Here is a 24721-nt window from a genome sequence, read left to right on the forward strand (position 1 = left end):
CGGCCAACAACACGGCCACGAGCTTTCCGGGACCTTTCACGGTCCCCTTCCAGGTTTCGACGTCTTCGCTCGTTACCTTGCAACCGCCCAAAACGGCGCTGCACAGCAGCAGGCTGCACAGCAGCAAGCTGCGCGGTTTCGAGCCGCACGGTTTCGAGCCGCACGGTTTCGAGCCGCACGGTTTCGAGCCGCACGGTATGAACACGCCGCCGCCCGACGATTTGCGGCTGCTCATGGGCGGGCGGCTGCGCGCGACGGCGCAGCAAGCTCCGGCTGCGGAGAGTCTTGCCAACGGGGATCGCATCGTCACCTTGAAGAGCAAACCATGCGCTGCGCTTGACCGTGGGTCCCAACGGATGGGAGGCGAGGCAACTCGGTGTGCAGCATAGCAGAGATCGCAGCCCGGGTGATCAAGCTTAGGCAGGAGGCGGCAGGAGGCCCGGCACGGCCGCCCGGTCGTTGCGACCGCGTGGCTGGGTTCGCACCTCGCCCAGCCCGGCAACCCTTGTGCGCCGAAATTTTGACCACTTCTGGCGCAGACTCTAGCCTTGCACAGGTATTCAAAGCCCCTAGTGCAGGTTACACATCCTACATCCGCGAACGTCGGAACGGACATCGGCGTACGCCGCGAGGTGGCGGCGTTGCTGCTCGGCGCAGCCGCCGTCTTGTTGACGCTCGCGCTCTGGTCGTACGATCTACACGGCGGCGATGACTGGGTCGGCCCGGCGGGGGCTGCATTGGCGGGTTGGCTGCTCGATGCGTTTGGTCTGACCGCCTGCGTGCTGCCGCTTGAGCTCGGCCTCGGCGCGGCCGCTTGCTTGTCGCGGCAGCAGCCTCGCTGGTCCGCTCTCGCGCGCATGGCTTCACTCCCACCGATCGCCCTGGTGGCATCGGCGATGCTGCACATGCTGCTTCGGGACGAGGCGGTCTTCGGCGGCCATCTGCCTGGGGGGACCCTCGGAGAGCTCCTGGGCGAAGTGCTGGTCGCGACGCTGGGGCCCGCCGGCTCGAAGATCGTGAGCGCCACCATCTTGCTTGCCACGCTCGTGCTACGGACACGCTGGTCGCTGATCGGCGCTGCGGCAAGCGTGCGGCGCGGGGTGCAGTGGGCAGCGTTGTGGCTGCGCGCAGGCGCGCAACGGTTGTGGCTGGCATGGCAGCAGGCCAAGGAGCTCGAAGCTCGGCTTGACGAGCCAGAGCTTGAAACGCTGGATGCGATCCACGCTCGCCACGATCGGGATGCGCAAGTCGCAGCACAGCAGGACCTGCCCGCGGCCGACGAGCCCGGCGCGCAACCCGACGAGAACGAGCAGGTAGCCGAGGCCCTGCCCCCGCCTCGCAAGGCGCGTCCCAGCTCGGATGCAGGCAAGCGGGCCACCACACCGGCGTCGAGCGCCAAGCGACCGCAGCGTAGCCAGGGGCCGGTGATCGTAGCGCCGCGCGAACAGAGCTTGAGCGCGGCGGCAGCTGCCGCCGCGGTCCCGGCAGGCAACGGCTGCTTGCTTCTGCCGCCGCCATCGCTCCTGGCCCCGCCCGAGCAGCGCGCGGGGATCGATGTGGACGAAGCCACGCTGCGGGCCAACGCCGAGCGCCTGGTAGAGAAACTGGCCGCCTACGGAGTCCGTGGTCGTGTCGACGAAATCCACCCGGGACCGGTAGTCACGATGTACGAGTTCGAACCGGCCAGCGGCACCAAGGTCTCCAAGATCGCCGGTCTGGCGGACGATCTGGCCATGGCCCTCGCGGCCCAGAAGGTGCGGATCGTGGCGCCCATTCCAGGCAAATCGCGTGTCGGTTTCGAGCTGCCGAACCGCAAGCGCCAAAACGTATGGCTACGGGAGATTCTCGAAGACGCGCGCTGGCTGCGGATGCGCGGGGCGCTCCCGCTGGCTTTCGGCAAAGACATCTCCGGGCAGCCGGTGTTCGGTGACCTCACGAAGATGCCGCACTTGCTGGTCGCCGGCGCGACCGGATCCGGCAAGAGCGTGGGACTCAACGTGATGCTCCTGTCCCTTCTGCTCAAGAAACGGCCGGACGAAGTCCGCCTGCTCATGATCGATCCCAAGGTGGTCGAGCTCAACGTGTTCCAGGATATCCCTCATATGCTGTTGCCCGTCGTCACCGACATGAAAAAGGCCTCGCTGGCTCTCAAGTGGGCCGTAGACGAGATGGAGCGCCGCTACCAACTCTTCGCGGACGCCGGCGCTCGCAGCATCCTCACCTACAACGAACGGGTGGAAAAGGTCGAACGCGGTGAGCTCGATCCCTCCAGGCTGACCGGCAGGCGTGCTGCGGACGACGACGGGGAGCCCGAGACTCCCGAGAAGCTGCCCCACATCGTCGTGGTCGTGGACGAGTTTGCGGATCTGATGATGGTTGCAGCGAAGGACGTAGAAGCGGCGATTGCACGCCTCGCGCAAAAAGCGCGGGCAGCAGGGATTCACGTGATCCTTGCCACCCAGCGCCCCAGCGTGGACGTCATCACGGGCATGATCAAAGCGAACTTCCCGTCGCGTGTCGGCTACAAGGTCTCCCAACGCGAGGACTCCAAGACCATTCTCGGGCGTCAGGGAGCGGAACACTTGCTCGGCATGGGAGACATGCTGATGCTGCTGCCCGGCTGCAGCGATCTCAAGCGGGTCCACAGCGCGTACGTCAGCGAGGAGGAAGTCTCACGCGTCTGCGACTTCCTGCGCGAGCAGGGCAGGCCGATCTACAACGACGACATCCTCAGGCCACGCGACGACGACGAGGACGCGGATTACCCGAGCGCAGGCAGCGACGATCCCCTGTACGACCGGGGGGTGCGCCTGGTTGCGGAAGCGGGCTATTGCTCCATCAGCCACCTGCAGCGCAACCTCGGAGTCGGCTACAACAAGGCCGCCAAGCTGGTAGAGCGCATGGAAAAGGAAGGCGTGGTCGGCCCGGCAAGCAGCAAAGCAGGCGGTCGCCGCGAGGTGCTGATCGAGGCGCATTGATTCATGCCGGAACCGAGGCCGGGATCGGGTTCGGAGGCGGACGATCGCGCCTGTGCCTGCCGGGTCCGCACCTCAGGCTGGGATCTCAGATCTCGGATTCGGGGTCCCGACACCGGTCGGGCAAAGGACGGCAATGGTGCGGTGGCGAGCCACAACGGGCAAGCTTGCTGACGCATACTTGATACAGCACCGGTACCTAGTGTCCTGTATCCGTGATTACGTAGATAAGTCGGCGAGCAATTGGCCACGCTCGGGTCATCGAATCGACGCAGGCTGCGGTTCAATTTCGATGCAGTGCATCGCTATTTCCAGGAGATAGCCAAACGGCGATCGATGGCGTGAGCGGTGTCAAGGGCCGGCGAATTATGTGCGGGATTTCGGATACAGGACACTAGCCCGGGCGCGCCGGCGAATCGCATCCACCCTGCGCGGCCGGTCTCGACCAGTTATTCTCGGACGGACCCTAAGGGCCCGAGCTCGCTGCGGCTTTCGGCCGCGATGTAGCGGCCCCGAGCGTCCAGAGCGGGCCGGCAGGCCGCGGCGCTCGGGTCGTGCGTAAAGAACAGCCACTCGCCCTGGCGCACGACCCGTTGCAGCAGCGCTTGCTTCTCGTCGATTAGACGTTCCGGAAACCGATCGTAGCCCATGGTGATCGGCAAGTGCAGCCAAGGTACACCCGGAATCAGATCGCCGACAAAGGTCATGGGCCCCGGCGGCGCGCCCGCGATGCGCGTGAGCATCAGGCCCGGTGTGTGTCCGTCCGAAAAGCTCAGCGAGTAGCTCGGCCCCAGGGTCTTGCTGCTCGTCCCGTCCACCAGATCCAGGCGGCCGCTGTGCTCGAGCAAGGGCCCGAGCTCTGCGATGAAAGAGGCTCGGTCGCGCGGGTGCGGATGCTGTTGGCGCCGCCAGGCCTGCAGCCCCACCACAAAACGCGCCCTCGGGAATACCAGCGTGGGGGAGCGGCCCTGCTGCCAGGCGCTCAACAGGCCGCCGGCATGGTCGAAATGCAGATGAGACAGCACCACGACGTCGATCTCCGCGGGCCCCAAACCGATCGCGGCGAGCCGCTCGAGCAGCACGTGGCGCTCTTCGCACACCCCAAAACGCGCTCGTAGCTTGGGCTCGAAAAACGCGCCAATGCCCGTTTCGAGCAGCACGTGGCGCCCCCCATCTTCCTGTACCAGCAGCGCTCGGCACGCAAGCTCGATGCGGTTGTCAGCGTCCGGCGCGCACCAGCGCTGCCAGACGGCCTTGGGGCAGTTGCCAAACATGGCACCACCGTCCAACCGCTGACGGTTGCCTTCGATGGACCACAGTTTCATGGGCGCAGTGTACCAACTCTGTATTGGAAAGGCCCCGTACGCGGCAAACAGCAGGCGCAGGGCTCGCTCAGGTAGGCAACCGAGGACGGGTTTCGCCTCGACGTTGGGGAGGTGTTAGCCTGTAGCCGGGCATCGAGCCTGTTACGGCAAGGATTCGGGCTGGTCATGGAACCCACAAGAAGTCGGCAGCTGCGGTTTTCAGGATGGTACTTCGTCATCGCCATCGTTGTAATTCTCATGCTGCAGTATATCGTGCCGCACAGCTTGCCCGCGCGTCGCGTGCCGTACAGCGAGTTTCTCGCCATGGTCGAAGCAGGGCGCTTTTCCAAGGCGGAGGTTCGCGAGACGACGGTCATCGGAGAGCTCAAGGAGCCTGGTGAGTCACGGCGTGCTCGTCACGTCGAAGCCACCCGGCTGCCGGGGATGGACGAGACGATCCTGCTGGAGCAGCTGCGCGAGCAAGGCGTGGTCTTTTCCGGACGCATCGAAGCGACCTCGCTGTGGCGCCAAATGCTGCTCGGATGGATGCTGCCCCTGGGCATCCTGCTCTTGTTCTACCTGTACGGAATGCGGCGCATCGGCAAGGCGGGCGGACCGCTGAGCTTTGGACGCAGCCGAGCGAAAGTCTACGATCGCAGCAAGGAAGAGCGGGCCACGTTCGACGACGTGGCCGGCGTGGACGAGGCCAAAGCCGAGCTGGCCGAGGTCATCGATTTCCTTACCAGTCCAGACAAGTACAGGGATCTGGGCGCGAAGATCCCCAAGGGCGTGCTCTTGGTCGGCCCACCCGGCACGGGCAAGACCCTGCTCGCGCGCGCGGTCGCAGGCGAGGCCAAGGTGCCGTTCTTCACGATGACCGGCTCGGACTTCGTCGAGATGTTCGTGGGTGTGGGCGCGTCCAGAGTGCGGGACCTGTTTCAGCAAGCCAAGGAACGTGCTCCCTGCATCGTGTTCATCGACGAGCTCGATGCCATCGGCAAGTCGCGAGGTGGCCTCGCGGCCATGGCGAGCAACGATGAGCGCGAGCAGACGCTGAACCAGCTGCTCGCCGAGATGGACGGCTTCGATCCGACAGTCGGGGTCATCATCATGGCCGCGACCAACCGTCCCGAAGTGCTTGATCCTGCCCTGCTGCGTGCGGGTCGCTTCGATCGCCGGGTGGTGGTCGATCGTCCCGACGTTCGGGGTCGCGAGCAGATTCTGCAGGTGCACACGCGAAAGGTGAAGCTGGGCGACAATGCCGAGCTCAAGGTCATCGCACGACGCACACCCGGCATGTCCGGCGCGGACCTGGCCAACACGGTCAACGAGGCAACGCTCGCGGCGGCGCGGCGCGGTTCGAGCACCGTGGAGCCACAGGACTTCGAGGAAGCGATCGATCGCATTCAGCTCGGGCTCAAGAAGACCAGCCGCGCCATGAACGAGGACGAAAAGCGCCGCGTGGCCTTTCACGAGAGCGGGCACGCGCTCGTCGCGCTATCGGTCAAGCACGCCGATCCCGTGCATCGCGTGACCATCATCCCACGCTCCATTGGAGCCTTGGGAGCCACCCTGCAGCTGCCCACGGAAGACCGCTACCTGGTGACACGGGACGAGCTTTCCGACCGCATATGCGTGATGCTTGGAGGCAGGGCGGCCGAAGAAATCGTGTGCAACGACGTGTCGACCGGAGCCCAGGACGACCTGGAGCGTGCCACCGAGACGGCGCGTCAAATGGTCTGCCGCTTCGGCATGAGCGAGACGCTCGGCCTGGTTACGCTCGGGCGGCCCGCAGGAGCACGGTTCCTCAACCCTGCAGGATTCGGCGAGGAACGCAACTACAGCGAAGAGACCGCACGGACCATCGACGCCGAAGTCCGCAGCATGGTAGCCGCGCAGTACACGCGCGCGCAGCAGATTCTACGCGACCGGCGAAGCGAGCTCAACGCGGTGACGAAGCGCCTGCTGGAGCAAGAAACGCTCGAACGCGATGAGCTCGAGGCGCTGGCAACCCCTGTCACCGTCGCAGACGAATCCATGCCGGCCAAGCGCATCGCAGCAGCGGGTACGGGCCCTTAGAGCGAGTCCTGCAGCTCCTGCAGCAGCCTCTTGGCCTTGCCCGACAAGCGCTTGGGCACGTCGACCTGCACGCGCACGACCAGATTACCGCGCCCTCGCGCCTGCAGGTGCGGGACGCCCTGACCGCGCACCAACACGCTCTCGCCTGGCTGAATGCCGGCCGGCACCTTGACCGCAACGGGATCGCCATCGAGCGTCGGAACACGGATTTCGGCCCCGAGAGCCGCCTGGGGGAAGGAGACGTTGACGTCGTATCGCAGATCGTCGCCTTCCCGCACGAAGTCTTTGTGGGACTTGACTTTGACGCTCACGTAAAGGTCCCCGGCCGGACCCCTACGCCTGCCGGGCAGTCCCTGGCCTGGCACGCGCAACGTTTGACCGTCGTCGATACCGGACGGAATCGCAACGCTCACCTTCCGCTCTACGCGAACCTCGCCGTTGCCGCGGCAGCTGCCACACCGCTCCGCGATAACCCGCCCCTTGCCACGGCAGCCCCCGCACGTGGTTTGCATGAGAAAGGGCCCGCGGCGGTGGGCGACCTGCCCGGAGCCCCCGCATAGATGGCAGCTGCGAAGCGCGGTGCCGTCCTTGGCGCCGGTCCCCCGACAGTCTTCGCACGGCTTCGGATGCGTGAGAGGAATATCACGCTTGACGCCAAAGACCGCCTCCGCGAGGTCTAGCTGGGTGGTGACGCTGAGGTCGTCGCCTGCAATGGGCCCGTCGGCGCGAAAACCGTGTCCGAAGATGTCGTTGAATTGCCCGCCAAAGCCGCCGAAGATGTCCGCGAACTGGCTGAAGATGTCCTCGACGTTGCTGAAGCCCGTCTGACCCGCCCGCTCCAGGCCCTGGTGGCCGTACCGATCGTAGATCGCACGCCTGTTGGCATCGCTGAGCACTTGGAAGGCCTCCGATGCCTCCTTGAAGCGCTCCTCTGCGCCCGCGTCCCCAGGGTTGCGATCGGGATGAAGCTCAAGCGCCTTTTTGCGATAGGCCTTCTTGATCTCGGGGTCGGAGGCGCCTTTGGCCACGCCGAGCACGTCGTAGTAGTCGCGCTTTTGCATACAGGTGCTGGGGCTCGTCGGCGCAGCGCGCCCCCAAGCTCGCGCTCACCTTAAGTCACTTCGGTCGGCGGTCAAGAGGCTAGAGCTAGCTCGGATCTGGCCAGGGAAACCGGCTATGGTGTCGCGGCGGCGATGGATACCTCAGTCTATGTGCACTTCCCCTGGTGTGTCCAAAAATGCCCGTACTGCGACTTTGCCTCGCAGTCGCTGGCGCGCGGACAACCCCCCGGCCACCACTACGCGGATGCTGTGCTCCGCGAGCTCGACTGGCGCGCCGGCGCGCTGCCCGGGCGACGCTTGAGCTCGGTGTTCTTCGGAGGTGGAACGCCCTCGCTATGGGCACCGGCGCAGCTGGGCCGCGTGCTGCGCGGCATCAGGGCGGCCTTCGAGGAGCATGTGCCATGCCTTGAAGTCAGCGTGGAGTGCAATCCCACGTCGCTCGGCCGCCGTGCAGCAGCCGCGCTGCGCGAGGTGGGGGTCAACCGCCTGTCCATCGGGGTTCAGTCCCTCGACGACGACGAGCTCAGGTTCCTGGGCCGACTTCACGACAGCGCGGGGGCGCTGCACGCGCTCGACGCAGCGGTCCTCGAGCTACCGCGCGTGAGCGCGGACATGATGTTCGGGCTGCCTGAACAGACCCCCGCCTCATTCTGTGCGCAGCTCGAGCGCGTGCTCGCTTGCGGTGTCGGCCACGTGTCGTGCTATGCCCTCACCGTCGAACCAAGCACACGCTTTGGAGCGCTGCAGCGCCAGGGGCGCCTGCCGCTTGCCCCCGAGCGGGCCGTGGTGGACACGTTCCGGGCCACCGAACGCCTGCTAGAGCAGGCAGGCCTCGCCCACTACGAGGTTTCCAACTATGCGCGAGCGGGGCAGCACGCCCGGCACAACGAACACTACTGGCGAGGTGGTTCGTACCTGGGGCTCGGCGCCGCGGCCGTTGGCTGTCTCGGCCACGGCGCTGCAGCTGCCCGCCGTTATCGAAACCAGCCGGATCCGACGCGCTACATGCGTTGCTCGCGGCTGTCGCAATTGGAGGTCTTCGAGGAGCGGCTGGGATGCCCCGAGCTCATCCGCGAGGCATGGATGCTAGGGCTGCGGACCAGCCATGGTGTCCATATCGACACCCTGCGCGCCCGATTGGGAGTCGACCCGCTGCTCGGTCGCGAGCGAGCTCTGCGCAGGCTCGGCAAGCGTGGAGACCTCGAGCTCGTGGAGGGCCATCTGCGCGTTCCCGCGCAGCGGTGGCTATGGCTCGACGGCATTACGAGCGAGCTTTTCTGAGGCGTCTCCGACCCCCGGCTGCAGCGCCCCATGCACGCGTGTGCCCTGGTTGACTGGGTGTCGCTGGCGTGCTTAAAGTATAGTGTATTCTTGTGACAGTCGCGCGCGCGTTGGCGGGGGGCGCAGCGCCCGCACGTGCACGAGCTCGCAAGATCGCTGCCCCATGCGGAGCGTGGCCGCGTGGGCTCGGCCTTGGGCCGAGGCAGTCGTCCTCGTGGAAAGCTGAGGAGTGAAGCATGTATCGTCGCCGTGACGGGTCTCAGCTGCCGCAATCGAACGACGCCGAAGCGTTTCCGTCAAGGGCCCGTTGGGCAGCCGGAACGACGATCATCGCCGGGCTCGCCCTTGGCTGCAGCTCGGACAATCTGCGCTGGCAGGGCTACACCGATCCCCCTGGCCCAGTCGTCGCCAGCGCCCCACCCTGGGGTGGCTGGTCCGGTACCTTGGGAGGGGCTTCTGGTCGGTCCAGCACGGGTTTTCCTGGCTGGCCCGGCGGCTTTTCCGGTTGGCCGGGCGGCTTTTCCGGTCAGCCCGGGGGCTTCTTCTCCGGATCCGGCGGCTCTTCCGGTCAACCCGGAGGCTTCTCGGGCTGGCCCGGCGGTCTGTCGGGCACGTTCGGCGGTTTTTCTGGAGGCCGGGCAGGATGGTCCGGTACCGCGGGAGGGTTTTCCGGGACACCGGGGGGCTCGTCCGGAGGGCCCGGCGGTTTGGCTGGCTGGGGAGGCGGTTTCCCGGGCGGGACCGCTGGTGTGTCCCTTCCCCCGGGCGGGCCGCCGCCCACCCAGGGGCAGTTCTGTGCTGGCCACGGGCCGCCGATCCTGATCACCGATACGCCGGCCGGCCAGGTCCCGGTGTGCGGTGGCGCCATTGCCCAGACGACCTTCCGTTGGGCGCTGTGCACCTGCGAGGACCACGATGCCGCCGACCGGCTTGTCGTTGACGCCTTCAACAGCAACCTTGGTCCCTACGTACCCGGCGGACCGGGCGGAAGCGTAGGCACCAACGGCAGCTACACCGCGACCTACGGAACGACTATCGGTGGCTCGCTGTGGATAGGCGGCAGCGGCAGGTCTAGCGTAACCGATACGCAAACCGTCGCGGGCGACCTCTATGTGGCGGGTCCCTTCGATGCATCCGCCAACGTAAGCGTCGGCCGCAACGCCGTGTTCGCCGGGAGCGTTCGTGGCGATCGGATGCGCGTCTCGGGATTCGTGGCCATCGCCCCGAACCTCTCGCTCGATGTCTCGAGCCCCGCCTTTGCCGGAGGCGTGGTGCGAGCCCCGACCGTGGTCTTTCCTCCCTGCGCCTGCGCGCCGCAGCTGCTCGTCGACATCGCCGGTTTCGTGAGGGCACACCGGGGCGTCAACGACAACGCGTCGATCAACCTCGACCCTGCGGCCTTCGCCCGCTTCTCGGGCGAACGGGTGCTAAATCTGCCGTGCGGCCGCTACTACCTGAACGGCGTCGATGGCACCGGAAGATTGGCGATCCGGGCCCAGGGTCGTGTTGCCCTGTTCGTGGGAGGCGATCTGCGCATGACCGACGAGCTGTCGCTGCAGCTGGATCCCGGCGCCGAGGTGGACGTTTTCGTGGCTGGCACCGTGCAGAGCACGAGCAGGCTCTTTCTTGGATCGCAGCTCACACCGGCCAAGGTTCGCTTGTACGTGGGCGGCTACGACGCGATCACGCTGACCGGTACGGCGACGGTGGCCGGCAACTTCTACGCACCCCACGCCGAGCTGATCCTTACGGACAGGCTGGATGTGTACGGCGCTCTGTTCGTGCGCCGGATCACGTTCACCCAGGAGCTGCGCATTCACTACGACCAGGCTATCCTGACTGCCGGTCAGCCGTGCCCGGCGCCCCCGCCCGGGTGCAGAGGCTGCTGGGATTGCGGCAACCAGGCCTGCATCAACGGCGCCTGCGCCCCGTGCACGCACGACAGCCAGTGCTGCTCACCGCTCGTTTGCGCCTCCAACGGGGTCTGCGTCCCACCGGTCCACTAGCCCGCCTCTTGTCGAACACTGCGGTTGGTCGAACACTGCGGTTGGTCGAACACTGCGGTTGGTCGAACACTGCGGTTAAACTGCGGTTAGTCGAACCGTGAGGCCATTCGTACATTTGTGGACTGGTAAGTACGCGGATCCCGAGGCACAATGGTGCCCTGCACAGCGAGCGGGGGCGAGCGTGAGCGCCGAGAGGTTCACGGTGGCTGCGCTGGGTAGGGATGCTCTACCAAGGGCGGTTTCGGTGACGGGTGGTTGGTGACAGGCGGTTTTGGTGAAACGATGCTCAGTCAGACGATGCTTGGCGATAGCGATGCTGTAACGACACGTGGAATACTCGGCTTGATAGGGGTGATGGCCGGCCTGGCCGGCCTGGCCGGTTTGCCGGGCTGCGGCGGTGACGGCGCCGTCAATCCGCTGGGGCCTTTGTCCTGCGGTGGGCTGGGAAGCGACGCCACGGCGCAAAAGACCATGGCCTTTCTCGGCGCCGCCGCCAACTTCAAGACCCAAAGCGAGCAGGTCGCGCAGGAGCTCAATACCGCCTGCGTCGCCATGGCGACGGACCTGAACCAACCGGTGATGCCTCCAACCGGAAACCAACAGCCGGTAGAGGCGAGCTGCGGCGCGCTCGCCACCGCCATAGACATGATCGCCCAGACCGAGCTGGCGGGCCCCCCCTCGTTGATCCTCACGGTCGAGCCGGCGCAGTGCTACCTGGATGCTGGGGCCACGGCAAACTGCGTGGCCATGTGCGATGCGCAATTCATGGCAACCGGCATGGTGCAATGCCAGCCTGGTCAGGTGCGAGGCATGTGCAACGCGTCCTGTATGGGAAAGTGCCATATGGAGGGCAGCGTAGTGTGCGCGGGAGAATGCAGAGGCTTATGTAACGGCGAATGCACGGGAGAATGCAACGGCAGCTGTGCCGGGACCTGCAGCGTGATGGACGCCAGCGGCAACTGCATCGGCCAGTGCACGGGCACCTGCAACGGCTCCTGCAGCGGCGAGTGCGTGTCTCCCATGTGCATGGGCAACTGCGTATCCACCGTGAACGGCATGTGCACGGGCACGTGCGAGGGCAGCTGCTCGGCGGAGTTCATGGCACCCCAGTGCTCGGGCGAGCCCATGATCGTGGCCGACGGCCAATGCAAGGCCGCCTGCAACGCGGAGCTGCGTGCGCAAGCGGTCTGCACCAAGCCCAACGCAAGCGTGCGTGCCAGCGGTGTCAACCTGATGAACACCAGCAAGGTCGCCAACCTGGTGAGCACCCTGCAGCGCAACTGGCCCCAGTTTTTGTCCGGTGTCGCCAAGCTGCAAGGCCTGCAGCAAGCGGGCATGGACCTGCAGACCGCGGCACAAGGCCTGGCCGACAGCATCAAGACGACGGTACCAGCAGCCTTTGCCTGCCTCACGAATGCCCTGACGGACCTGGCAACCGCGGTTGGCAACGTTTCCGCTTCAGTACGAGTATCGGTCCAGGTCAGCGCCTCGGTGACCGCAACCACCGCCGACGAGTAGCGGGACCGGCGCCGGGCTGGACCTGACACGGGGTCAGGATCGCCATCTTCGACCTCGGCGGCGCGCTAGCGGCTTTTGGCGTACCTACCAGCGGAAAGTGGGTGAGCACCCCGTAGCGAGCGAGGCCCTGCATGCGCGAAAAATTGCCCGTTTTTGGGCAAGAATTGGGGCTTTTTTCGCAGATCCGGCGCGCGCGGCGCACTCGCGAATTGCGCATTTTTGTGCGCTGACCCACACCATGTGCGCAGGCGCCACCGCAGGGTGTACTGGAACTCATGTGGGACAACGTAGCAGGCGCCGCTTAAACACTGTGTTTTTGGGGGTTTCGTGTCGGCTCGGCGCAAGATCTGCACGACCCTCGGCCCCTCGCCGGCATGTCCAGGATTTGGGCACGTGGATTGCCTAAGCGCGAGGTAGGTCTTTGCCTGAGCGCGAGGTAGGTCCATGGCTAAACTCACACCGGTAATCGTTTCGATCCTGAGCCTGGCAGGGCTCGGTTCCGCCCGCGCGGACATCCCCCACAAACTGCGCGGGCCCGCCTTGAGCGGAGTGCACCAAAGCGTAGCCTGGTGCACCCGGCCAGGTGAACGGTTGTCGGTACGGTTGACGACCAATGCCTCCGGCCGTGTGGTGCAGGCCGGGTTGCTCGGCTTTCGCATTGGCCAGCCCGGCAGCCATCGCGGCGTCCTGCGTGCCACGCGCATCAAGCACCGCGAACGCTGCGTCGCCGAGAGCCTCGCTGGCGTCATGCTCGGCCCCAAGTACGGTAGCCGCAAACTGGTTGCCCACTTGCGCATGCCCCCGATCGCCCGCGCGCACAGCGCGCTTGCGCTGCGAGGAACGCCCCTCAAAGGCATCCGGGACAGCGTCTCGTGGTGCGCGCTCGCCGGAGAGCACCTGGCCCTGAAGCTGCGTACCAACGGTTCGGGTCGTGTACGGGAGGCGACGCTGGCTGGCTACCACCCCGCTGCTTCGTTGCGACACCGCGGGGGCACGCTCAAGGCGCGCCGGGCAACCCACCGTGATCGCTGCATTGCCGAAGCGCTCGAGGGCGCCGCGCTGGGGCGCTCACTGGCAAATCGCACCCTGCTGGTCCGGATTCAGCAGCGCGTACCGGCACAGCGGCTGCCGGCGCAGGCTGTCAAGCCGCATGCCCTTCCAATGCTCGCCGGGGAGCTTCCCGGCCCCGCGGTGCTGCGAGTGGCCACCCCCTTCCCCATGAGCACCAAGCGGCTCCGACGCGCGCCGAGCGGCTACCTGATGGTGCAGAAGTAGGGCCGAGGACCGAGTGGTCTGGCTGCGGCGTCCCTGACCACACCCGGACCGTGGACGTCGTACATCGTGGTCGTGGTCGGCCACGACCACGCAGCGTCCAAACCTGCCGTCCCACGTTGGTCCCGGCCACCTGAAACGCGCCACCTCGCCCAGATCAACTGCCCTGTAGTAGTCACTCCCTAGAGGGGGCGCTTCGATTCGGAGGCGGGGGCCGAGGGAGACCGAGTCAGAGGCGGTGATTCGGACGGTCGGGTTCGAACCTCAAGCCGTGGGGTAGCCCCGGGCAGTTGCGCGCCCCGGGGCATACGGCTCTGGGATTCGGGTCCCGACATCGGGTCGGGCAAGGGCTGTGGTGGGCCGGCGGGGCAAGCAGCGGTGACAGGACAGGCAGGGCCGCGGGTTGGGCCTTCAGCGGGCGATAGCACAACCGTACTAGCTGAGCGGAGTGGTCGTTGTAGTTGTCAGGGTAGGAGGTACCCATGAGAAACGTACAGCGCGTGCGGCTCCATCAGCAAAACAAGCTCACGGCACTCGGCCCCGATGCTTTCCTGGGGTTGAACAGCACGACCAAAGCCAGGCTTGTTCGATTCGGCCAAGTCTCGTTTCTGGACTCTGCGGGAAGGCAGCTCCCGCTTTCCGAGGCCGTCGAATCCCTGTACCGCCGCTGGCGGGCCGCCCGTCGCGACGAACGGCCAGCTCGACCGCGGATGGCCAGGCCGCCGCTTCGTCTGAAGGCACTGCCGGGCGGTGCGGGCGCCACGACAGCAAGGGCCGAGGGCGAGCGCCACGAATCAGGTGAGTGGCAGGTCCAAAGAAACCCGGTGCAAGGCCTGCCGCTGTGCATCGTGGGCGAGAACGAAGGCGTGCGCCACGTAGGGATCCTCCAGAGGCTCCTGCCCGGGGGGCTGACCTTCCGCAGCCGGGGCCGCTACCGGCCAGGAGAGCGTCTGCTGTTGGGCTTGTGCGAGGGCGAGCGCGACCACGAGACCTGGGTTGAAGTGCGCGTAGACGAATCCTCGGCAAGCGAGGCCTCGGGACGGTCTGCTTTTGCGTGCTCGGCCACGGTTCGCTTCCTCAAGCCAAGCGGGCGCGTGATCAACGATACGGGTGCCGCCGCCCCGCCAGCAAAGGCGTCCGCCGATCAAAGCCAGGCCGCTTGACCCGGAACTTCGTTGCGGGTCGAGTGCTCGCTTACGCGAGCAGGGCGGCGCAGCAGGCGCCGCCTGGAGAATGGGCAAGAGGCTGCTGGAGACCCACTGCTCTCGGCGCGACCCGCGTAGCCGGGCGCGCCCTAGGAAACCGGTGCTGCTTCCTGGCACCGGTTTCCTCGCTGCTCGACGATTCCCTGCAGCGTGGACCAGTGGCGTGACCACACGACGATCTGAGCCAGGTCTTCACGCTGGTGGCCGATTCGCAAGCCTCGGCGAAAGGGTGGCCGGCTCATGGGTGTGAGCTCGGTGACGTCGGAGAAACGCAGGCAAATGCGAATCTGCTCGCAGCGAAACACCAGCAGGTCCGAGTAAGCTGCAAAGCGCGCGAACGGATAGGGGCGGCGCCGAACGCCGACCCGGCCTCGAGGCGCTCGGGGCTGCTCCAGCCACAAGCCGCAGTGGTGATTGATCAGCGCGACGCGGCCGTCTTCGACGGGAAGCAACGAATGCGTCCGGTGCCACAGGAAGCTGAGCCAGAACGCGGCGGCTGAAACGACCACGCCGACCGAAACCAGGCCGATGACCCCGAGCGCAACCACTGCAGGCTCCCTATGGAGACGTGAGCACGAGCGACGACAAAGAGCAAGAGCCGCTAATGACTATCGAGCGCGCGACCGTGCTGCAGCGCCCGTTCGGCCTGGAAGGCCGCCATGGTAGCTCGCACATGATTGATGACGCTGAGGCGATCGAAGAGCGCGCCCGACTGGCTGGCGGGTGGCCTGTGCGCGGTCAGCTGAGCGCACGGCTCCGACAAGAAGGCCAAGCGCGCGTAGGACTTGCGGGCAGATACCACACCGTGGGTCAGCAGCCCGACCACAGCCAGGATCTGAAGGCTGCCCGTCACAGGACGCGCCCACGTGGGAACGTCCATGACCCTGAGGACGAACGGTGTCGCAAGCAACAAGAGCACCATCACGCCCCCGATGGCGAGCAGATGGCCATGGTCTTCATGCAGCGTGACCCACCAAGGTTTGCTCTCGACGCCGCGAGCGCGCACACAGAGATCGGCGCTGGCCAGGGCCTGTTCTTGCTCCTGCACGGATTGCTCGATCGCCCGGCGCAGCATTGGCGCGACGAACGCACGCGACAGGTCCATGGCCTCGGCTCGGCCGCGGTGCGCGAACGGCACCTGTTGCAGGCCGTTGGTGAAAACGGGGCGGCCTTGCTTGTTGATGTAGCGGTAGATGATCTGCTGGCTTTGGTCGTCCTCGGGGTGCTGCGCCGAGGCCAAGCCAGACGACAGCAGAACAAGCCCGATTGAGAACGCGCTGGGACGCACCCGGTGGTCAAACGGCTCGACGAGCGTGTCGTGAATGGCGGCCCCGTGGGTCACGCCAGAAAATGGACGGCTTGGCCTCACCTCTTCATCATGGCCGGAGCCCGGTCCAGAACCTCGATAACGCGCTGGCGGGCTTGTGGGGGAAGCGACGACATTTCCTGAGCGACATGGAAACCAGCATGTGGAAATCGAGGGACATGGACGACGCCGTAACGGACCCAAAGCTCGACCCGGCCCCGGCAGGGGCTCCCGCAAGTGGCAGCAGTCCATCGGTGGCTGCACGTGTCGCGACCTCCAAGGCTTCCGGAGGGCTCCCCGAGCAGAGCGAGACCTCGGACGATGTGACCGGCGCACGCCCTCGGCCAGCCATGGGACCGCAGGTTGCTGTTCCGCGCTACCGCATAGGCGCGCTGCTCGGTGAAGGCGGCATGGGCAAGATCCACCTGTGCGACGACCATCAGATCGGCCGCAAGGTCGCGATGAAGATTCTGCGAAAACGCTACCGCGAGCAACCCGATGCCGTAGCGCGTTTCGTACGCGAGGCGCGGATTCAGGGCCAGCTCGAGCACCCGTCGATCGTGCCGGTTTACGACTTGGGACAGGAGGCGGACGGCTCCGTCTCCTTCACGATGAAGCGGATTCGCGGTCGCACGGTGGAAGAGATCGTCAACGGCTACTTGGACAACGACCGCACGACCATCGACAAGTATCCGCGCCGCAAGCTGCTCAGGGCGTTTGCCTCCGCCTGCCTGGCGGTCGAGTTCGCACATGCCCGCGGCGTGCTGCACCGCGACCTCAAGCCCGCCAACATCATGCTGGGTGATCACGGTGAGGTGTACGTGCTCGATTGGGGTCTGGCGAAGGCGCAGGGCGTGCCCGAACCGGTCATGGCGCGCAGGGACGGTGTGTCGGTCGAGCCGGGAACGCGCACGGTAGACGGTGCTGTCATGGGCACACCTGGCTACATGTCTCCAGAGCAGGCCCGCGGCGAAACCACCACCATGGATGCTCGCGCCGACGTCTATTCTCTCGGTGCGATCCTCTACGAAATGCTGGCGCTTCAACCGCTGCACAGTCGAGCCTCCGTGTCCGCGGTGATGATCTCCACCATCACCGGAAGCGCCGACGCCCGCCCCTCCTCAGGAGCGCCCCAGCGGGAGATCCCCGCAGAGCTGGACGCCTTGTGCGTCAAGGCGACGCATCTCGACCCCGCTCGACGTCTGTCGAGCGCGCGCGAGCTGCATAACGCCATCGAGCGCTACCTCGACGGGGAGCGCGACGGCGAGTGGCGCCGCGACATCGCGAACGCTCACACGGAGGCGGCGGAGGTGGCGGCGAAGTACGCGTTGTCGCAGGGAGTCAACGCACTGACCGAGCGCGTTCGCGCGCTCAAGGAGGTCGGACGCGCGCTCGCGATCGAGCCCAACAACCGTGCAGCCCGCGGCATACTGGAACGCCTGCTCGAGCACCCCCCGGAGCAGCTTCCGAGCCCGGATGCGCCTCCTGGCGGCAAGGGAAGCCGCGGGATGCAGGAGCTGGTCGGCCAGACGCGGCGCTACTACGGCGCGTGTCTCGCGCTCGCCGCCGCCGCCGTGCTCGGGTTGGGGGTGCAGAGCTGGCCGGGTTATGCGGCGCTGGTTGCGTTGACGCTGATCGCGGTTTTCACGCCGTTGGCCACCCGTCGAGGCATGCTGGCGGAACACCACGGCACGCTCGCGAGCGCCGCGACCAGCAGCGTGGCGCTGGCCTGGCTGAGCGCCATGTTCGGACCGTTGTTTTTGCTTCCGGGGATCGCGACCCTGAGCACCATGGCGCACACGCTGGGTGCGGGCACGGGCAAACGCACGCGCTTGCTCGTCGTGGCGGCCGGCGTCCTGAGCTTGCTGGTTCCCCTGGGCCTGCAGTTGTCGCAAGCCCTTCCAGCTGCCTACGCGTTTCGCGACGGCGCCCTGGTCATTCTGCCACGCTTGCACGCGTTTCCGCCCGAGCTAACCGTGGCCTTCCTTGCCCTGTGGACCGTGCTGCAGCTCGTGGCAGCCTCGCTGCTGTTCGGACGCGTGCACGACGCCCTGGTACGATCGGGCGACCTGCTGCACAAGTACACCTGGCAGCTCAAGCAGTTGCTGCCGGATTAGCCCGCATCGATCACCAACTTCGAATCCGATCGGTCAAGGCGTCTGCGATAGCGGCCGATCCGCAGTTGATGGACCGGAGGCATAGTTGACACTATCGGAGTTCTCGTCGCCTGCGCTACTGCGATCCCGGAGGATGCTCTGGAAACGAGGACGCGGCTGCTTGCGCGGGCGGATCGGCCGATCGGGCCGGAGGCTGGTGACCGATGCGCGTTAGTACCTCGCCACAGGAGGTCCTAATGCACGGCCGAGCGCAGCCAGCGCACAGCCTGCCGGCGATCGCCGAACAAGACGCAGGCGACCTCCATGGGCCTGCCAGGAAACGGCAGATCGACGTAAGCGGGATCGCTCGTGGGCACGACCAGGGCTATTCGAGCGAGGCCCGCCAGGGCCGCGCGAGGCTGCCACACGTCCCGCACCCAGGAAAACACACGGGTGTCGAGAACGCCACAGCCGCGCATGTCCACCAGCCAGCTGTGCCCGGACTTGCTGACCATCAGTTGCAGCCCGTCGTTCAGTGTCTGCCGGATCTGGTCCGCAAACACAGCGCCGTGAAAACGCGTCTCGACACAGCGCACATCCTGATCCCAAAACAGAACCGACATCGATCGATCTTGGTGTCGCATCAAAAACTCCGTAGAAGCTGCCGGACCAACTCGCGTCCGGCCGTGCCGTCGCCTGTATCGAACCAACGGTGGCCAGCCCTGGCGGTGGCTGCCCGGGTTGAGTCAAATAGGCCCGCCCCCCGGGTCGCCCTTCGCAGCCCAACTGGGTCATCTCACCCCAACCCACATTGGTCACCAAAACTCGCTTCTGGTTTGGGGCTACACTCCGGGAAGGCTGACTCTGACTCGGACCAGACGCATGCGGGTCGATATCCTAGATGACTTGAGCACGGTGGAGCCCGAGGCCTGGAACGCGCTCGTAGGGCAAGACGATCCTTTCGTGGAGCACGCGTTCCTGAGGTCGCTCGAGGTTACCGACTGCGTGGGGGGCGATAGCGGCTGGCAGCCGTGTCACGTGACGCTCTGGCTGGGCCAGCGCCTCGTGGGGGCCATGCCCCTGTACCTGAAGTCGCATTCCTACGGTGAGTACATCTTCGATTGGACCTGGGCGGAGGCGGCGCTGCAGGCCGGCATCCCGTACTATCCCAAGCTCGTGGCCATGGTGCCTTTCACACCGGCCACCGGGCGACGGCTCCTTTTTTCCGCCGATCAGGATCCGGACGAGGTGAGGCTGGCCCTGCTTCGTGCGGCACGCGAGCTCGCGCAACAGCTGGATGTGTCGTCCCTTCACCTCATGTTCCTCAGCGAGCAGGAGCAAGCGCTTGTCAAGCGGCACGGGGAGCTCATGCCGCGCACCTCGTGCCAGTTTCAGTGGCTAAACCGCGGCTACCGCACGTTCGATCAATTCCTCGCGAGCTTGCGGGCCCAAGCGCGCAAACAGCTGCGACGCGAACGCCGGCGCGTGCACGAGGCCGGTCTTGACGTGCAGGTTGTGCCGGGGCCCGAGCTTGACCAAGCTCAGTGGGGCGCCCTTTTCGAGTTCTATCGCTCCACGTGCCGTCGCAAGGGCTCGTACCCCTACCTCAACCAGCGCTTCTTTCAGGAGATTCGCAAGACCCATGCTAAGCGCGTGCTCGCGGTTTTCGCCTCGCGCGAGCGGCAGGTAGTAGCCGCCACGCTGAACTTCGAAAAAGGCAGGCGCATCTACGGACGCTATTGGGGCTGTCGTGCGCACTACGACGGCCTGCACTTCGAGCTGTGCTACTACCGTTTGATCGAGCGCGCGATCGAGCTCGGCATGGACGCCTTCGAGGCCGGAGCGCAAGGCACCCACAAGCTGCGGCGCGGACTGATGCCTGCGCCCGTCCATAGCGCCCACTGGATCCGAAACCCCAAGCTGGCAGGCGCCGTCAGGGACTACCTGCCCTGCGAGACGCGAGCGGTGCAGGGAGAGATGCGGGTCCTGGCCGCGCACGGTCCGTTTCGACGCGAGGGTTAGTGTTGGTTGCCCCGCATCCTCAGGAACCAAGGCAGGCGCGTGCGCCCAGGACGGAGTCGCGACCGGCTGCGAGCCCGTCGAAGCAGCGGCCCGCGTAGCGCGCCAGCATCAGCAGCGCGAGCGATAGGCCCACGCTGAGCAACGACAGCCAGCGCACGCTGGAGAACTCCGTGACGTGGATGGTCAGCCCGAGACTCACAACGACGGCGATCGCCTTGGCAACACGTTGTCCAAAGATGTCGATGAAGGCCTTGGCTTTGTATTTCTCGTCCCGTGTCGTTGCAACGTACAGGGATTCCTTGGCACTCTGGTGGATCGAGTAGCTGAACGCGTTGTCGGCCGTGTTCAAGAGGCTGCCAACCCACAACACGGGCATGGCCGCGAATGCGCTCGAGCCTGTCAGCGTGGAAAAACACAGCACCGAAAGCGCCACGGCAACGCCGTAGCGTCTCAACACGTAACCTGTCAGAAACAGCTGCACGAAAGCCGACAGGCTGTTGGTAAGCGTATATACGGTCGCCAGCTGCTTGTGGATCTCGGCCTGGCCGCTCAGGTAGTGCGAGAGCGTCGAGGTGAACTGGAAGTCCATGATGGTCGAGACCATTTCGTACAAGGCCACGATGCCCACGATGGCACGCAGGTAGGGCGAGCGCGCGACCATGAAGCCGCCCTCGAGCAGCGAGGAACCCGCAGGCGTCTCGGTGGCCGCACGCGCCTCGATGGCATCCACCGGCTCACCCGCGGCGCCACGAACGCGCGAACCGGCGTCTGCGTCCTCGCTGCAGGAGCGAACGGGTTCGGCCACGGCGGTGCTGCGTGCGATCGCGGCAATGGCGGCCGTGGTCGCGCAGCACACCCATAACCAGTGCGAGAGCGAGAGCGCGTCTATCCACATCCGCAGCACCACGCTTCCGAAAATCCCGCCCAAGACGCCACCCAGGCCGACAAAGCCGTAGGTGCGCTTGGCCATGCCGGGTGTCATCAGGTCGCTCAAGAAGACGAAGAAGGTGGCCACCATGAGCGTGCCGTAGAGATCCCCGAGCAGATAGAACGACCAGATCAGCGCGGGCGACGGCCGCACCAACGCGTTCGCGTAGCTGGCGAAGCACAGTACGAAGAAGCTCGCGAAGATCAGCGTGAGTCGATCGCGACCGCAGCGCCGAGACAGGGCCGCGAAGCTCAGTGTGGCCAACAGCGCCACGCCGACGTTGCCGACCTTGCACACGAGCTCAGCCTGGGCCACGCCCAACGAGTAGCCCAACAACTCGAGCGAGCGCTCATCGTAGTAGGCAACGAACAGCCCCTTCTTGAGCGGCTTCAGGATCCAGAAACTGGCGATCACCAAGAAGAAATACGCGAACATCCTCGAGCACACCCCGAGGTCCTGCGAGCGCAGCCCAACGAGAGCCCGAACAGCCGCTGGCATCGAAGTCGTCGGTCTCCAACGCACTGTCCTATCGTAGCGCCAGCGTGTCGGTTGATGTAGTTTTTGGCCTTTCGACCGATCAGTCGGCTGGATAGCCGACCATGCACTGCTTGGCAGGGTCCCAAAGCTTGAGCGAGAAGCAGGCGCGAATGTCCTTGAGGCGCAGCCTGGTCATGCGGGGTGTCTGCAGCTCCGGGATGGCGGCCATGGCCTCGGGCAAACGGTAGAACGGAATCCGCGGATTGAGATGGTGCACATGGTGATAGCCGATGTTGCCCGTGAACCAGTTCATGATCGGCCCAAGCTTCATGTAGCTCGATGACTCGAGTGCGGCCCTGGTGTAGCTCCAGTGCTCGCGAGGCTGGATGTGGATTCCAGGGAAGTTGTGCTGGGCGTAAAACAGGTAGGCGCCCAGCGCGCTGGCCACGAATTGCGGCAAGAACATGGCAAAAAAGAAGACGTCGATGCCTGCGAACGCGATCACCGCGAAAAGCAAGCTCACGTGAACGAGCAACGCAAGTGCGGAGCTCCAGTTGCGGCGAGGATTCCGAATCAGCGAAGACAGGCACATCCCATAGATGAAGATGCTCGCGTAACCGAACAGCATGGTCAGAGGATGGCGCTGCAGGCGATAGAGCAGACGCTCGCGCTTGCTCATGCGACGCCATAGATCCGGCGTGACCATGGCATAGGACCCGACGTGCGACCCGACGATCTTCGCGGTGTTGGCGTGATGGTAGTTGTGGGTCTCGCGCCAGACCCGAGGCGGATTGAGCGACACTGCGCCGTAGCCGTACATCACGGCCTTGGCTAGTGGCGAGCCTTTGAGAATCGCCCCGTGCAGGAAGTCGTGGTAGAGAATGAAGAGCCGTACGAACACCAGGCCCTCGACGACCCCCGCCGCAAAGCGCAGCGGCCAAAAGGGCGCCATCGCTGCAACGGCGAGCAGTCCAGCGAAGATCGCGAGGGTGCTCGCCAGATACCACCAGCTCAGCGCTCGGTTTTCCGAAGCAAACGCTGTGCTCGCACGAATGAGCTCCTTGCCGCTGCGTGTCTTGCCTGGCGCGGTCACCTTGGCCCTTTCGGCAGATGCGGAACTCATCGTAAGAACACGTCGTAACAACGAAGCGGGGCGGGGCACTGTGCACACGGCCAGGCCCCGGCTGTGCACACGGCCAGGCACACGGCCAGGCACACGGCCAGGCACGGAGCGTGGCCTCTCTCCTGGCGGGTGCGCCCGTTTTTAGCTCGTTCCGCCGTGGAAGTCCAATAGGCGAGCGGGCCGAACTACTCCTGCGAGGGGGTGGTCGGCGCCGTCTACGATCTGGCCGGCCAGTATTTCTCCTGCGGCCAAGCCGACGGCCATCCCGCGCCCTCCCAGCCCGGCCAGCCAGAACAGGCCCCCGACCCTGGGGTCAGGACCCAGGACCAGTTCGCGATCGCGCGCAAACGTGCGCAGACAAGCCCAGCTCGAGCGGACCGAGAGGCGGCCGAACCGGGGGGCCAGCAGCTGCAGGCGCTCGGCAAGCTGCTCGAGCGCGGCCGGCTTGACTGTGGGAACGCCGGCGCTGCTCGGAGCCTCGTCGCACGGACTGGCAAGCACGCCGCTCGACTCGGGCCTAAGATAGACCTCGCGCTCGAGGCGCCAGACCGTGGCCCGTGCTGCTGTGCCCGAGCTGGCGAGTTGGCCGCCGTCCGACAGCTGCACGAGATGCCGGCACAGGGGCGTGAGGGGGAGCGAGGCGCCGCAGGTGCCTGCGAGCACCGCGTTCCAAGCGCCGGCAGCAAGCACGACCTGACCGGTCGCGAGCGTCTGCCCGTCGTCGAGCAGCACACCAGCGATGCGACCGCAGTCGAGCACGATGCGTCGCGCTTTGCAGCCGGTGCGCAGCCTGCAGCCTCGGGCGGCGGCGACGCGAGCCAGTGCCGTGTTCAGCCCGTCGATGTCCAACACACCCCCACCCGGCACCCAGGCGGCGTGATGGGCCTGCCCTCCCTGCAAAAAGGGCGCAGCTTCGAACAGGGACGAGCCCGACAGCAGCTCGACTCCTACTCCCACGCGAGCCCCGTGCCGCGCCAGATCGAGGATCTTGGACTCCTCGGAGCTCACCAAAAGCAGCCCGCTCCTGCGCAGCAGCCCTCGCTTCGCGTCGTGCTCCAGAGCGGCAAGCAGCTCGAGGCTTCTAAGGCACAGCGCCGCGGTCGTGGCGTTCGGCTCCAAAGGACGGAAAATGGCCGCGTTGCGTCCTGAGCTGTGGCTTGCCAGGAGCCGCTCCTGTTCCAGCAAGCACACGCTGAGCCCCGCCCGGGCAGACAGCGCGCGCGCGACAGAGAGCCCGGCGATCCCGCCGCCAACCACCACAACATCGGCCGAGCTGCGCTTCATCTCATGACCGCCTCAGGATCACACGATTAGCGCCCGCCAGGCCTCGAAGGGAAACTGCCGCAAGCCTCGTGGGACGACGGGCTCAGGCGAGCTCCGAAGCTGCCGCACGCTGCAGCAGGCCGGTCAAGCGCGCCGCAAAGCGCGCCGGATCCTCGAGCGGGCTGCCTTCGCTCAGCAACGCCTGGGCGTGCAGCAGCTCGATCCATTCCGTGAGCTTCGGGGCGGTCGGATCGCGTTCGAGCTTGGCCTTGAGGCTTTGGATCAGCTCATGATCGGGGTTGACCTCGAGAATGCGCTTGGATTCGGGCAGCTCGTGTTTCATCGATCGCAGGGCGCGCTCGATATGCGAGGGCAGCCCGCCCTTGGGTATGACAAGGCAAACAGGGGAATCGGTCAAGCGCTTGGAGACGCGCACCTCGCTGACCTTACCCTCCAAGACCTTGCTGAAGCGGTCGAGGAGCGGCTGGATTTCCCCGGCCTCGTTCGTCTGCTCAGGGGTGCTCGCGGCCCTGTCTGATTCGTTCGAAAGCTCCAGCTCGGCATCCATGGCGTTAGCCAGCGGTTTGCCATCGAACTCGGTCAGCCCCTCCAGAGCCCACTGGTCGATCCCGTCGGTCATGAACAGCACCTCGTAGCCACGCTTCTTGAGGACTTCGAGATGAGGACTGTTTGCCAACATCGAAGGCGAGACACCCATGGCGTAGTAGATGCTCTTCTGCCCCTCGCGCATACGAGCGACGTACTGCGGCAAAGAGACCAGGCTGCCGGGCTCGGTGCTGCTCTC

Annotated in this window: 19 protein-coding genes; 10 read left to right on the forward strand and 9 right to left on the reverse strand. The window is 65.8% G+C overall.

The features are described from left to right. The coding region (locus MJD61_18340) for a hypothetical protein (protein MCG8557222.1) at nt 1-389 on the forward strand (389 nt) is incomplete at its 5' end. 183 nt (nt 390-572) lie between these two features. Beyond that, nucleotides 573-2978 carry a DNA translocase FtsK 4TM domain-containing protein gene (locus MJD61_18345; protein MCG8557223.1) on the forward strand — a complete coding sequence of 802 codons (2406 nt, stop codon included), beginning with the start codon at nt 573-575 and terminating at the stop codon, nt 2976-2978. A gap of 446 nt (nt 2979-3424) precedes the next feature. Here the strand turns inward: MJD61_18345 and MJD61_18350 are convergent, their stop codons facing one another. Beyond that, the gene (locus MJD61_18350; protein MCG8557224.1) at nt 3425-4300 is read right to left on the reverse strand and encodes an MBL fold metallo-hydrolase; all 876 of its coding nucleotides are present in this window, start codon (nt 4298-4300) and stop codon (nt 3425-3427) included. A 165-nt stretch (nt 4301-4465) separates the two neighbouring features. Here MJD61_18350 and ftsH point away from each other — a divergent pair, with 165 nt between their 5' ends. Further along, nucleotides 4466-6358: an ATP-dependent zinc metalloprotease FtsH gene (gene ftsH / locus MJD61_18355; GenBank protein ID MCG8557225.1), complete on the forward strand. Its 1893-nt coding sequence runs from the start codon at nt 4466-4468 to the stop codon at nt 6356-6358. Here the strand turns inward: ftsH and dnaJ are convergent. Further along, nucleotides 6355-7419: a molecular chaperone DnaJ gene (gene dnaJ / locus MJD61_18360; protein MCG8557226.1), complete on the reverse strand. Its 1065-nt coding sequence runs from the start codon at nt 7417-7419 to the stop codon at nt 6355-6357. The genes ftsH and dnaJ overlap by 4 nt on opposite strands. A gap of 132 nt (nt 7420-7551) precedes the next feature. On the opposite strand from dnaJ, the gene hemW reads away from it, so the two are divergent. From hemW to MJD61_18385, 5 genes are all read left to right on the forward strand, one after another. After that, on the forward strand, nt 7552-8700 hold the full coding sequence (gene hemW, locus MJD61_18365) for a radical SAM family heme chaperone HemW (protein ID MCG8557227.1): 1149 nt from the start codon (nt 7552-7554) through the stop codon (nt 8698-8700). A 236-nt stretch (nt 8701-8936) separates the two neighbouring features. Next, on the forward strand, nt 8937-10706 hold the full coding sequence (locus tag MJD61_18370; protein ID MCG8557228.1) for a hypothetical protein: 1770 nt from the start codon (nt 8937-8939) through the stop codon (nt 10704-10706). Nucleotides 10707-10988: 282 nt separating this feature from the next. Then, on the forward strand, nt 10989-12224 hold the full coding sequence (locus MJD61_18375) for a hypothetical protein (GenBank protein ID MCG8557229.1): 1236 nt from the start codon (nt 10989-10991) through the stop codon (nt 12222-12224). Between the two features lie 444 nt (nt 12225-12668). Continuing rightward, a complete protein-coding gene (locus MJD61_18380; GenBank protein MCG8557230.1) occupies nt 12669-13499 on the forward strand; it encodes a hypothetical protein in 831 nt (276 codons plus the stop codon). 479 nt (nt 13500-13978) lie between these two features. After that, the gene (locus MJD61_18385; protein ID MCG8557231.1) at nt 13979-14659 is read left to right on the forward strand and encodes a hypothetical protein; all 681 of its coding nucleotides are present in this window, start codon (nt 13979-13981) and stop codon (nt 14657-14659) included. Nucleotides 14660-14790: 131 nt separating this feature from the next. Here MJD61_18385 and MJD61_18390 read toward each other — a convergent pair whose 3' ends face one another. Together MJD61_18390 and MJD61_18395 are read right to left on the reverse strand one after the other, a co-directional pair. Then, nucleotides 14791-15249, reverse strand: a complete 459-nt coding sequence (locus MJD61_18390; GenBank protein ID MCG8557232.1) for a hypothetical protein — start codon at nt 15247-15249, stop codon at nt 14791-14793. 53 nt (nt 15250-15302) lie between these two features. Continuing rightward, entirely contained in the window at nt 15303-16043 is a 741-nt protein-coding gene (locus tag MJD61_18395; protein MCG8557233.1) for a hypothetical protein, read from the reverse strand. A gap of 125 nt (nt 16044-16168) precedes the next feature. Here MJD61_18395 and MJD61_18400 point away from each other — a divergent pair, with 125 nt between their 5' ends. Next, nucleotides 16169-18124, forward strand: a complete 1956-nt coding sequence (locus tag MJD61_18400; protein MCG8557234.1) for a serine/threonine protein kinase — start codon at nt 16169-16171, stop codon at nt 18122-18124. 233 nt (nt 18125-18357) lie between these two features. Here MJD61_18400 and MJD61_18405 read toward each other — a convergent pair whose 3' ends face one another. Next, nucleotides 18358-18726, reverse strand: coding sequence for a hypothetical protein (locus MJD61_18405; protein ID MCG8557235.1), 369 nt, complete (start codon nt 18724-18726; stop codon nt 18358-18360). A gap of 259 nt (nt 18727-18985) precedes the next feature. On the opposite strand from MJD61_18405, the gene MJD61_18410 reads away from it, so the two are divergent. Beyond that, nucleotides 18986-20125 carry a GNAT family N-acetyltransferase gene (locus tag MJD61_18410; protein ID MCG8557236.1) on the forward strand — a complete coding sequence of 380 codons (1140 nt, stop codon included), beginning with the start codon at nt 18986-18988 and terminating at the stop codon, nt 20123-20125. Nucleotides 20126-20144: 19 nt separating this feature from the next. Here the strand turns inward: MJD61_18410 and MJD61_18415 are convergent, their stop codons facing one another. From MJD61_18415 to MJD61_18430, 4 genes are all read right to left on the reverse strand, one after another. After that, complete coding sequence (locus MJD61_18415) at nt 20145-21551, reverse strand: MFS transporter (protein MCG8557237.1); 1407 nt, start codon at nt 21549-21551, stop codon at nt 20145-20147. A gap of 79 nt (nt 21552-21630) precedes the next feature. After that, a complete protein-coding gene (locus MJD61_18420; GenBank protein MCG8557238.1) occupies nt 21631-22653 on the reverse strand; it encodes a fatty acid desaturase in 1023 nt (340 codons plus the stop codon). 141 nt (nt 22654-22794) lie between these two features. After that, entirely contained in the window at nt 22795-23937 is a 1143-nt protein-coding gene (locus MJD61_18425; GenBank protein ID MCG8557239.1) for an FAD-binding oxidoreductase, read from the reverse strand. Between the two features lie 82 nt (nt 23938-24019). After that, nucleotides 24020-24721 (reverse strand): molecular chaperone HtpG (locus MJD61_18430; GenBank protein MCG8557240.1); only part of this gene is annotated, 702 nt, incomplete at its 5' end.

Source organism: Pseudomonadota bacterium (assembly GCA_022361155.1).
Lineage (GTDB): Bacteria > Myxococcota_A > Polyangia > Polyangiales > JAKSBK01 > JAKSBK01.